The organism is Acinetobacter sp. FDAARGOS_558 (genome assembly GCF_003937785.1).
GTDB classification, from domain to species: Bacteria; Pseudomonadota; Gammaproteobacteria; order Pseudomonadales; family Moraxellaceae; genus Acinetobacter; species Acinetobacter baumannii.
Genome location: NZ_RKJH01000001.1, coordinates 2,383,931 through 2,395,853, shown reverse-complemented (window position 1 = coordinate 2,395,853; position 11,923 = coordinate 2,383,931). Strand labels below are relative to the sequence as shown.

The window sequence follows — 11,923 nt, the reverse complement described above, 5'->3', positions numbered from 1 at the left end:
CTATAGTAGGATAAATTAATAATAAGAAAAATTGATTTATTTTTATTTAATTCATCAATTTTTTAGATATAAAAAGTATTCGTATTGAAAAATACCTGAGTAAAAACACAACAACAAGACGAATCTGTGAGATTATGGCAATATATAGCCCTTGCAAAAATAGCCATATTTTAAGTTCATGAAACTGCTTCGTCTTAATGCGTTATCGCCCAATTTCCAGTTACCACAAACAGCGGTAACTATTGGTAATTTTGATGGTGTCCATTTAGGTCACCAAGCGATGATTGCTCAACTCAAAAAAATTGCTGCAGCACAAGGCTTAAAAACATTGGTCATGATTTTTGAGCCCCAACCGCTTGAGTTCTTTAAAGGCTACGATGCCCCACCTCGTATTAATTCATTACGGGAAAAAGTTGAATATCTAGCTGAACTTGGGGTGGATTACATTGCGGTTGCCAAGTTTGACCAGCATTTCCGTAGCATGAGTGCTTCTGAGTTTGCAGATCTATTAAAAGACAAATTAAATGCTCAAGCTTTAGTTTTAGGAGATGACTTTCATTTCGGCAAAGACCGACAAGGCAATAGCGAATTTTTAAAGAATTACGGCTTTCAAGTCACAAATTTACATACGATTGAACTCGAAGGTGAACGCGTCAGTTCAACTCGTATTCGCCAAGTGCTTCAAGTGGGTAATCTCGCTTTAGCAGCCAAATTATTAGGCCGTCCGTACAGTATTACCGGTCGTGTTCAATATGGCGACCAAATTGGACGAACTTTAGATTTCCCAACGATTAATGTTCGTCTCAACCGTCATAAGCCTTGTTTAAATGGTATTTATGGCGTTGAAGTCATTTGCGAAACAACTTCGCTAACTCAAAAAGTGCTTCAGGATAATCCTGAAAAGCCCGGAATTGCCGGATATCATGAAAACAGCCTCTATGGTGCAGGTCATGTCGGTACACGTCCAGCCATTCAGCAAGAACATCCAGAGTGGAGATTAGAAGTACATTTCCCTGATGTTTCTGCTAATCTGTATGGCTTATTTATGCGGGTGACTTTTCTTCACTATCTTCATGGTGAATTGAACTACCCTTCGCTTGAAGCACTTAAGGCAGGAATTGATAATGACGTGCAGCAATTACGACAATATCGTAACGACACGACACAATTTCCTTTTTAATTCGAATTTTGATTGTAAAACATGTCGGCTCCCAAGCTGATTAAACTGGAAGACAACTTGCATGAGCGATAAGCAAACTACTGAAAATGCAGTGGACTACAAAGCCACGCTAAACCTGCCGGATACTCAATTTGCAATGAAAGCAAATTTGGCAGTACGTGAAGTGAAATGGTTAGAAGAGTGGTATACCGACAACATTTATCAGCAGATTCGTGCATCGCGTATTGGTAAGAAAAAATATATTTTGCATGATGGCCCTCCATATGCGAACGGTACAATTCACTTGGGCCATGCGGTTAACAAAGTACTTAAGGACATCATCGTAAAAAGCCGTACTTTGGCAGGTTTCGATGCGCCATATGTACCAGGTTGGGACTGTCACGGTTTGCCAATCGAACTAAAAGTTGAAGAAAAAGTAGGTAAAGTCGGTGAAAAAGTTGATGCAGCCACTTTCCGTAAACACTGCCGTGAATATGCGCTAAAGCAAATTGATTTACAGCGTACTGACTTTAAACGTCTTGGTATTTTAGGGGACTGGGATAATCCTTATCTCACCATGAACTACAAACAAGAAGCCGATATCGTTCGTGCTTTAGGTTTAATCCAAAAAAATGGCCATATCCAGCCGGGCTTAAAGCCAGTGAACTGGTGTATGGACTGTGGCTCAGCACTTGCTGAAGCTGAAGTTGAATACGAAGATAAAAAATCAGACGCAATTGACGTTGGTTTTGGCGTTGTAGATTTAAAAGACTTAAGCGCTCGTGTAAATGTAGACGTTCAAGATCCAACGGATATCGTGATTTGGACCACTACTCCTTGGACATTACCCGCGAACCAAGCAGTTGCATTGCATGCCGAAATTGAATATCAATTGGTACAAGTGACTACTGAACGTGGTAAGCAAAACTTTATTCTTGCTAAAGACTTAGTTGCTTCTGCAATTGAGCGTTACAAGCTTGAAAACCCAGTTGTTTTAGCTGACTTTACTGGTTCAGCTCTTGAGAACCTTACCCTACAACACCCTTTACTTACCGATCGTCAAGTTCCGGTTATTTTAGGTGAACACGTTATCGCAACAAGCGGTACAGGTGCTGTACACACTGCTCCTGGCCACGGTGCAGATGACTATAAAGTAGGTCTTCAATACAACCTTAAAGTTGAAAACCCAGTGGGTGGTAACGGTGTTTACTTACTAACCGCACCAATCTTTGCTGGCGAGCACATCTATAAAGCCAATCCAAAGATTATTGAAGCTTTAGGTGCTGTAGGTCGCTTATGGGCTCATCAACCGATTAAACACAGCTACCCACACTGCTGGCGTCATAAGACTCCGATTATTTTCCGTGCTACACCACAATGGTTTATCAGCATGGATCAAAAAGGTTTACGTGACGGTGCGCTTAATGCCATTGAAAACGATATCGAGTTTGTACCGAACTGGGGTAAAAACCGTATTGAATCAATGATCGAAGGCCGTCCGGACTGGTGTATCTCACGTCAACGTACTTGGGGTGTACCAATTCCTTTCTTCGTTCATAAAGATACGAACGAATTGCACCCTCGTACGCCTGAGCTCATCGAAGAAGTTGCCAAACTTATCGAGAAAGAAGGTATTGATGCATGGTTTAACCGTGATGCGAAAGACTTCATTGGTGAAGATGCTGAACAGTACAATGCTGTTCGCGATACGCTTGATGTATGGTTTGACTCTGGTACAACGCATTATGCTGTACTTGAGCAACGTGAAGAATTAGAAAGCCCTGCTGACTTATATTTAGAAGGTTCAGACCAACACCGTGGCTGGTTCCAATCTTCTTTATTAACGTCTATGGCGATTCATAACCGCGCGCCATACAAAGCCTTGTTAACACATGGTTTCACAGTGGATGAAAATGGCCGTAAATTGTCGAAATCTTTAGGCAACTATATTCCGCTTGAAGAAATCATCAAACAACTTGGTGCCGATGGTTTACGTTTATATGTAGCATCTAGCGACTATCGCTATGAAATTGCAGCATCGAAAGAAATCTTTAGCCGTGTAAGTGATAGCTACCGTCGTATTCGTAATACGCTACGCTTCTTACTTGCAAACTTAAATGGTTTCAAACCAAGTACGGATGCTCTGGCAGTAGATGATCTTATTGCTCTTGATCAATACATCTTGCAACGTGCTAATGAAGTACAACAGACTATTATCGCGGCCTATGAAGAAATGAACTTCCACGTCGTGTGTAGTGCGTTAACAAGCTTCTGCATTAATGACTTAGGTGGTTTCTATCTAGACATCATCAAAGACCGTCAATACACCACTAAGGCTGACTCACAAGCACGTCGTTCCGCACAAACAGCGCTTTACCATATCGTACAAGCATTTGTTCGCTGGATGAGCCCTATTCTAAGCTTCACAGCTCAAGAAGCGTGGCCACTTATCCCAGAACAAACTGACAAGTATGTATTTACAGCTGAATGGTATGACCTACCTGTTTCATCAAAAGCAAACTTACTTTCTGAAGCAGATTGGCAAACATTGATTAGCGTAAAATCTGCAGTAAATAAACAGATTGAATCAGCTCGTAACGCTAAACTTGTCGGTAGTAATCTTTCAGCCAAAGTTGAACTTTGGGCAAATGAATCATTACAAACAGTTTTAAACCAACTGGCTGATGAGCTCCGTTTTGTTCTTATTACTTCGCAAGTAGTAGTACATCCATTTGCTGAACAAGGTGAAGCAACTGAAATGGAAGGCTTACGTGTACAAGTATCTGCAGCTGAAGGTGAAAAATGTGCACGTTGCTGGCATGTCCTTCCGGATGTAAATACACATGCCGATCATCCTGGTTTATGTGGTCGTTGTATTGTGAACGTCACTGGTCGTGGCGAAGTGAGAAAATATGCCTAATTCACAAGCTAAAAAAGGCTTATTCCAGTTTTATCCTCACAACCTCATTTGGCTTGGACTTTCTGTCCTTGCCATTGTGTTGGATCAATGGACAAAATGGATTGCAAGTACACATCTGAACTACGCAGATCCTGTACCTGTGCTTCCATTTTTAAACTGGACACTATTACATAACTATGGTGCAGCTTTTAGCTTTTTATCTGATGCTGGAGGATGGCAACGCTATTTCTTCACATCTTTGGCAGGCTTAGTTTCAATACTTTTTGTATTTTGGTTGCTACGTATGCCTAAAAAAATGGTGGTGCTACCTGTAGCTATCGCTTTAATTTTAGGTGGAGCACTTGGTAATCTAATTGACCGTATTACTTTAGGGTATGTAGTCGATTTTATTCATGTTTATTACCAAAATCATCACTTTCCAGCTTTTAATATTGCGGACAGTGCCATTACTCTAGGTACCATTTTGCTACTCATCGATACATTCTTCCTTGAGAAGCAAAGACCTAAAAATTCGGATGCATAATATGACCGAAATTATTCAACCTAATGAAGAAATTCGTATTACTGACGGTTCTAAAGTTGACCTACACTTTTCTGTTGCTATCGAAAATGGTGTAGAAATTGATAATACACGTAGCCGTGAAGAGCCTGTTAGCTTGACTATTGGCGACGGTAACTTGTTACCAGGTTTTGAGAAAGCGCTTCTTGGCTTACGTGCAGGCGATCGACGTACAGTACATCTACCACCAGAAGATGCTTTTGGTCCGTGGAATCCTGAAAATATACAAACTTTTGATACAGTTAAATTCGAACAACGACCTATTCCTGGTCACATGATCGAGTTTGAAGATAAAGCAAAAGCAACTTTATTTGGTGTTGTGAAGTCAGTAAATGATGATATTACTGAAATTGATTTCAACCATCCTCTAGCCGGCAAAAATATTACTTTTGAAGTAGAGATATTTAAAGTGACTCCAGCTGGTCAGCAAGGCATTAAGATCATGTAAAAAAAAGCCCTCGATTGAGGGCTTTTTTATTATTTAACTTTTATTGATGACATAAGAATCCTTACAAATTCTATATTCTCACGCACCTATATAATGAATTAAGTTATAAAGATAAAAATCCTTAGGAAAAACATATGCTGGTCTATATTATCGTCGGAAGTGTTCGCGAAGGGCGCACAGCTATTAAAATTGCCAATTGGTTAGAAACAACAATACCCACATTTAATCTAAAAGATTTTCAAACAGAAGTAATTGATTTAAAAGAATGGAATCTACCCTTATTTTCAGGTTCTCACCCACCTGCTACAGGTATTTATGATCAAACTAAACAACAAGAATGGGCTGATAAAATTGCCCAAGCTGATGCATTTATCTTTATTAGCCCAGAATATAACCACGGTTATAGCCCAGCTTTAAAAAATGCACTGGACTATGTTGGTAAGGAATGGAGCGGCAAACCAGCCGCATTTATAGGTTATGGCTCAACAAATGGTTCTCGTTCTATTAGCCAAATACGCCAAGTCACTTCAAGTTTAAGTATTGTTGACCCAAATGCTGTGATCGAAATACGAGATATCTTCAAACGCAATAAAGATGAAAAGTTTGAAGCCAATGAATTTGAAGTAAAAGGACTTCAATCAATTGTTGAGAAACTACAGAAATATCATTTGTCTTAAATTGAACAAAAAGCCTCCTTTTTAAATAAAAGGGGCTTTTTAATTTTATAAACTTTTTAAATAATTCACTATGTCAGTATTACCCGCCATTTCTGCAAGCTGTAGTGCTGTATATTCGCTTTTATAAGGGACATGCACCCCTTTTTCAACTAATAGCTTCACTATCTCTAAATGATCATTCTCAGCCCCTGCTTGCAAAGCACTATACCCTTCATCATCAGTCTGATTAGGGTCTTCTCCATCTATTAATAATTGTTTTACTTGCTCTAGATCACCTAAAGATGCCCAATAAATCAGTTCTGGAAGAGAGAGTTCTTCATCATCTTCAGGTATGGGAGAGAAAGAATTAATTTTCACGGGGACACCAAAAATAAAAAAACTTCCTCATTATATCCATAGAACCGAGTAAGCATCCAAAAATGATTTGTAGTTCTATATTTAAATAATTCTCTATTGATTTCTTTCTTGCAATAAAAAAACACCCCAACCTCTTTTGAGATTGGGGTGTTTAGAATAATGAGCTGGCGATGACTTACTCTCACATGGGTAATCCCACACTACCATCAGCGCTAAGAGGTTTCACTTCTGAGTTCGGGAAGGGATCAGGTGGTTCACTCTTGCTATGGTCGCCAGCACAACTGTTTATGGATACTTGCTTAGGTCTTATTTAATGCCGAAGCGTTTTCCAAATCTGTAACAGACTGGGCTGATTGAATCTTACTTTATCTGTTCATTTTAGCTAGAGGTATAACTAAATCAAGTTGCTTTGCATGTTTATGAATCGATTGATGCTTCATATACAACTGCTTGGGTGTTGTATAGTCAAGCCTCACGAGCAATTAGTATTGGTCAGCTTCACATATCACTATGCTTCCACATCCAACCTATCAACGTCCTAGTCTCGAACGGCTCTTTAGAGGACATAAAGTCCTAGGGAAATCTTATCTTGAGGTAGGCTTCCCGCTTAGATGCTTTCAGCGGTTATCCCTTCCGAACATAGCTACCCGGCGATGCGACTGGCGTCACAACCGGTACACCAGAGGTTCGTCCACTCTGGTCCTCTCGTACTAGGAGCAGATCCTCTCAAATTTCCAGCGCCCACGGTAGATAGGGACCGAACTGTCTCACGACGTTCTAAACCCAGCTCGCGTACCTCTTTAAATGGCGAACAGCCATACCCTTGGGACCTGCTTCAGCCCCAGGATGAGATGAGCCGACATCGAGGTGCCAAACACCGCCGTCGATATGAACTCTTGGGCGGTATCAGCCTGTTATCCCAGAGTACCTTTTATCCGTTGAGCGATGGCCCTTCCATACAGAACCACCGGATCACTAAGACCTACTTTCGTACCTGCTCGACTTGTGGGTCTCGCAGTTAAGCGCGCTTTTGCCTTTATACTCTACGCGTGATTTCCGACCACGCTGAGCGCACCTTCGTACTCCTCCGTTACTCTTTAGGAGGAGACCGCCCCAGTCAAACTACCCACCAGACACGGTCCTCGTCCCGGATCACGGGACAGAGTTAGAACCTCAACATTACCAGGGTGGTATTTCAAGGACGGCTCCACTGGAACTAGCGTTCCAGCTTCAAAGCCTCCCACCTATCCTACACAAGTAAGGTCAAAGTTCAGTGTCAAGCTGCAGTAAAGGTTCACGGGGTCTTTCCGTCTAGCCGCGGGTACACTGCATCTTCACAGCGATTTCGATTTCACTGAGCCTCTGCTGGAGACAGCGCCGCCATCATTATGCCATTCGTGCAGGTCGGAACTTACCCGACAAGGAATTTCGCTACCTTAGGACCGTTATAGTTACGGCCGCCGTTTACTGGGGCTTCGATCAAGAGCTTCGCTTACGCTAACCCCATCAATTAACCTTCCAGCACCGGGCAGGCATCACACCCTATACGTCCACTTTCGTGTTTGCAGAGTGCTATGTTTTTAATAAACAGTTGCAGCGGCCTGGTTTCTGCGGCTGTCGTCAGCTCAGGAAGCGAGTTCCATCACCAACAACAGCGTACCTTCTCCCGAAGTTACGGTACCATTTTGCCTAGTTCCTTCAGCAGAGTTCTCTCAAGCGCCTTGGTCTACTCGACCTGACCACCTGTGTCGGTTTCGGGTACGATTCCTGTGTAACTGAAGCTTAGAGACTTTTCCTGGAAGCATGGCATCAACCACTTCGCTGTACAAGTACAGCTTGCTATCAGATCTCAGCATAGAGTACCCCGGATTTGCCTAAGATACATGCCTACATCCTTTCACCTGGACAACCAACGCCAGGCTGATTTAGCCTTCTCCGTCCTCTCATCGCATTACACAGAAGTAATGGAATATTAACCATTTTCCCATCGACTACGCCTTTCGGCCTCGCCTTAGGGGTCGACTCACCCAGCCCCGATTAACGTTGGACTGGAACCCTTGGTCTTTCGGCGAACGGGTTTTTCACCCGTTTTGTCGTTACTCACGTCAGCATTCGCACTTCTGATACCTCCAGCATGCTTCTCAACACACCTTCATCGGCTTACAGAACGCTCCCCTACCACGTATACAAAGTATACATCCGCAGCTTCGGCACATAGTTTTAGCCCCGTTACATCTTCCGCGCAGGCCGACTCGACTAGTGAGCTATTACGCTTTCTTTAAAGGGTGGCTGCTTCTAAGCCAACCTCCTAGCTGTCTATGCCTTCCCACATCGTTTCCCACTTAACTATGATTTTGGGGCCTTAGCTGGCGGTCTGGATTGTTTTCCTCTTGACTACGGACGTTAGCACCCGCAGTCTGTCTCCCGGATAGTACTCATAGGTATTCGGAGTTTGCATCGGTTTGGTAAGTCGGGATGACCCCCTAGCCGAAACAGTGCTCTACCCCCTATGGTATTCGTCCGAGGCGCTACCTAAATAGCTTTCGGGGAGAACCAGCTATCACCAGGCTTGATTAGCCTTTCACCCCTATCCACAAGTCATCCCCTGGCTTTTCAACGACAGTGGGTTCGGTCCTCCAGTTAGTGTTACCCAACCTTCAACCTGCTCATGGATAGATCGCCTGGTTTCGGGTCTATACCCAGCAACTAAACGCCCTATTAAGACTCGATTTCTCTACGGCTCCCCTATACGGTTAACCTCGCTACTGAATATAAGTCGCTGACCCATTATACAAAAGGTACGCAGTCACACCACGAAGGTGCTCCCACTGCTTGTATGCATGCGGTTTCAGGATCTATTTCACTCCCCTCACAGGGGTTCTTTTCGCCTTTCCCTCACGGTACTGGTTCACTATCGGTCAGTCAGGAGTATTTAGCCTTGGAGGATGGTCCCCCCATATTCAGACAAGGTTTCACGTGCCTCGCCCTACTCGTCATCATTATGTGTGCCCTTTCGTGTACGGGAATATCACCCTCTACGTTCGCACTTCCCAGAGCGTTCCACTAAAACACACATAACTTAATGGGCTGATCCCCGTTCGCTCGCCGCTACTGAGGGAATCTCAATTGATTTCTTTTCCTAAGGGTACTGAGATGTTTCACTTCCCCTCGTTCGCCTTGCAACACTATGTATTCATGTTGCAATACCTACCTTAAAGTAGGTGGGTTCCCCCATTCAGACATCTCCGGATCAAAGGATATTTGCCGCCTCCCCGGAGCTTTTCGCAGGCTATCACGTCTTTCATCGCCTCTGACTGCCAAGGCATCCACCACATGCACTTAATTACTTGACTATACAACCCCAAACAGTCGATGTTACCTACAAGTTAGTAACTTCAACATTTCAGTTTAGAGCACTGTGCACTTAAGCACCGTACAGCTTCAATCTAAATTCACATACCAAAACGCTTGATTCAGTTAATTTGCTAGTTCTCAATTCATCTAGATTAATTGCTTAACCTAAACTCTTGAGTGAACAATTTATTTCAGACTCAATTTTGCCAATCTGTTAATGAGTTAATGTGTCTTCGTCAGATCACACTAATTACCGTGATAATGAAATCACAGAAGTTAATAAACCAAGATCTCAATCTTTATTTACTAATTTCTGTAATCCGAACTTATCTTAAGTTCTGGTGGAGACTAGGAGAGTCGAACTCCTGACCTCCTGCGTGCAAAGCAGGCGCTCTACCAACTAAGCTAAGTCCCCAGCTTACATCATCAATCATGTATCTTTTATCTATAACTTCAACCAGTCAAAGTCATGGTGGGTCTGACAAGACTTGAACTTGTGACCCCACGCTTATCAAGCGTGTGCTCTAACCAACTGAGCTACAGACCCTCAGATACATCTATGAAGAACAACTTGTTGTGGATTCTTACCAATCGTCAATCTTTCGTTAAGGAGGTGATCCAGCCGCAGGTTCCCCTACGGCTACCTTGTTACGACTTCACCCCAGTCATCGGCCACACCGTGGTAACCGCCCTCTTTGCAGTTAGGCTAGCTACTTCTGGTGCAACAAACTCCCATGGTGTGACGGGCGGTGTGTACAAGGCCCGGGAACGTATTCACCGCGGCATTCTGATCCGCGATTACTAGCGATTCCGACTTCATGGAGTCGAGTTGCAGACTCCAATCCGGACTACGATCGGCTTTTTGAGATTAGCATCACATCGCTGTGTAGCAACCCTTTGTACCGACCATTGTAGCACGTGTGTAGCCCTGGCCGTAAGGGCCATGATGACTTGACGTCGTCCCCGCCTTCCTCCAGTTTGTCACTGGCAGTATCCTTAAAGTTCCCATCCGAAATGCTGGCAAGTAAGGAAAAGGGTTGCGCTCGTTGCGGGACTTAACCCAACATCTCACGACACGAGCTGACGACAGCCATGCAGCACCTGTATCTAGATTCCCGAAGGCACCAATCCATCTCTGGAAAGTTTCTAGTATGTCAAGGCCAGGTAAGGTTCTTCGCGTTGCATCGAATTAAACCACATGCTCCACCGCTTGTGCGGGCCCCCGTCAATTCATTTGAGTTTTAGTCTTGCGACCGTACTCCCCAGGCGGTCTACTTATCGCGTTAGCTGCGCCACTAAAGCCTCAAAGGCCCCAACGGCTAGTAGACATCGTTTACGGCATGGACTACCAGGGTATCTAATCCTGTTTGCTCCCCATGCTTTCGTACCTCAGCGTCAGTATTAGGCCAGATGGCTGCCTTCGCCATCGGTATTCCTCCAGATCTCTACGCATTTCACCGCTACACCTGGAATTCTACCATCCTCTCCCATACTCTAGCTCACCAGTATCGAATGCAATTCCCAAGTTAAGCTCGGGGATTTCACATCCGACTTAATAAGCCGCCTACGCACGCTTTACGCCCAGTAAATCCGATTAACGCTCGCACCCTCTGTATTACCGCGGCTGCTGGCACAGAGTTAGCCGGTGCTTATTCTGCGAGTAACGTCCACTATCCCTAGGTATTAACTAGAGTAGCCTCCTCCTCGCTTAAAGTGCTTTACAACCATAAGGCCTTCTTCACACACGCGGCATGGCTGGATCAGGGTTCCCCCCATTGTCCAATATTCCCCACTGCTGCCTCCCGTAGGAGTCTGGGCCGTGTCTCAGTCCCAGTGTGGCGGATCATCCTCTCAGACCCGCTACAGATCGTCGCCTTGGTAGGCCTTTACCCCACCAACTAGCTAATCCGACTTAGGCTCATCTATTAGCGCAAGGTCCGAAGATCCCCTGCTTTCTCCCGTAGGACGTATGCGGTATTAGCATCCCTTTCGAGATGTTGTCCCCCACTAATAGGCAGATTCCTAAGCATTACTCACCCGTCCGCCGCTAGGTCCAGTAGCAAGCTACCTTCCCCCGCTCGACTTGCATGTGTTAAGCCTGCCGCCAGCGTTCAATCTGAGCCATGATCAAACTCTTCAGTTAAAATCATTTTGCACCTTATTTATAGACAAGGTGCCAATTCTGGCTCATCAATTACTGACTTAAATTTCGCTCAAATAAACTTCGAGTAATTTAAACCAATCAATCAATGAAAATTATTTCGATTAATCAATCAGTAAAAATCCACACAAGTTGTTCTTCAATTCTCTTAATGATTTTTCTGCTCCTCATCAGAGACAGAATTCAACGCAATACAAAACCTTCATCTTAACCCTGTAAGCTAAGATATTCTCGTGTATCGCGTCGGGATGAGTGCATTATAGGGAAAAAAAACCGGTACGCAAGCAC

At 43.8% G+C, this 11,923-nt stretch carries 5 protein-coding genes, 2 tRNA genes, 3 rRNA genes and 1 pseudogene; 5 read left to right on the top strand and 6 right to left on the bottom strand.

The features are described 5' to 3' along the window. The first annotated feature begins 178 nt into the window (after positions 1-178). The 5 genes from ribF (at position 179) to EGT34_RS11525 (ending at position 5,763) form a co-directional block, all read left to right on the top strand. On the top strand, positions 179-1,180 hold the full coding sequence (gene ribF, locus EGT34_RS11545; protein WP_000771825.1) for a bifunctional riboflavin kinase/FAD synthetase: 1,002 nt from the start codon (positions 179-181) through the stop codon (positions 1,178-1,180). Between the two features lie 61 nt (positions 1,181-1,241). Further along, complete coding sequence (gene ileS, locus EGT34_RS11540) at positions 1,242-4,079, top strand: isoleucine--tRNA ligase (RefSeq protein WP_024437463.1); 2,838 nt, start codon at positions 1,242-1,244, stop codon at positions 4,077-4,079. Next, entirely contained in the window at positions 4,072-4,602 is a 531-nt protein-coding gene (lspA, locus tag EGT34_RS11535; RefSeq protein ID WP_001133879.1) for a signal peptidase II, read from the top strand. The genes ileS and lspA overlap by 8 nt, the downstream gene beginning before the upstream one ends. A gap of 1 nt (position 4,603) precedes the next feature. Next, positions 4,604-5,086: an FKBP-type peptidyl-prolyl cis-trans isomerase gene (locus EGT34_RS11530; protein WP_000136002.1), complete on the top strand. Its 483-nt coding sequence runs from the start codon at positions 4,604-4,606 to the stop codon at positions 5,084-5,086. Positions 5,087-5,220: 134 nt separating this feature from the next. Next, positions 5,221-5,763 (top strand): NADPH-dependent FMN reductase, encoded by a 543-nt coding sequence (locus tag EGT34_RS11525; RefSeq protein WP_024437462.1) that lies wholly within the window; start codon positions 5,221-5,223, stop codon positions 5,761-5,763. 45 nt (positions 5,764-5,808) lie between these two features. Here the strand turns inward: EGT34_RS11525 and EGT34_RS11520 are convergent. The 6 genes and pseudogenes from EGT34_RS11520 to EGT34_RS11495 all read right to left on the bottom strand — a co-directional run bounded on the left by EGT34_RS11520 (position 5,809) and on the right by EGT34_RS11495 (position 11,617). Further along, positions 5,809-6,160 (bottom strand): annotated as a pseudogene (locus tag EGT34_RS11520) (ankyrin repeat domain-containing protein). A gap of 122 nt (positions 6,161-6,282) precedes the next feature. Beyond that, positions 6,283-6,397, bottom strand: a 5S ribosomal RNA gene (gene rrf / locus EGT34_RS11515). 184 nt (positions 6,398-6,581) lie between these two features. After that, positions 6,582-9,473, bottom strand: a 23S ribosomal RNA gene (locus tag EGT34_RS11510). 340 nt (positions 9,474-9,813) lie between these two features. After that, positions 9,814-9,889: transfer RNA gene (locus EGT34_RS11505), tRNA-Ala, on the bottom strand. A gap of 55 nt (positions 9,890-9,944) precedes the next feature. Next, positions 9,945-10,021 (bottom strand) — tRNA-Ile (locus tag EGT34_RS11500). A gap of 59 nt (positions 10,022-10,080) precedes the next feature. Further along, positions 10,081-11,617, bottom strand: a 16S ribosomal RNA gene (locus tag EGT34_RS11495). The 16S, 23S and 5S rRNA genes sit together here with 2 tRNA genes alongside, the layout of an rRNA operon. Between the last annotated feature and the right edge of the window lie 306 nt (positions 11,618-11,923).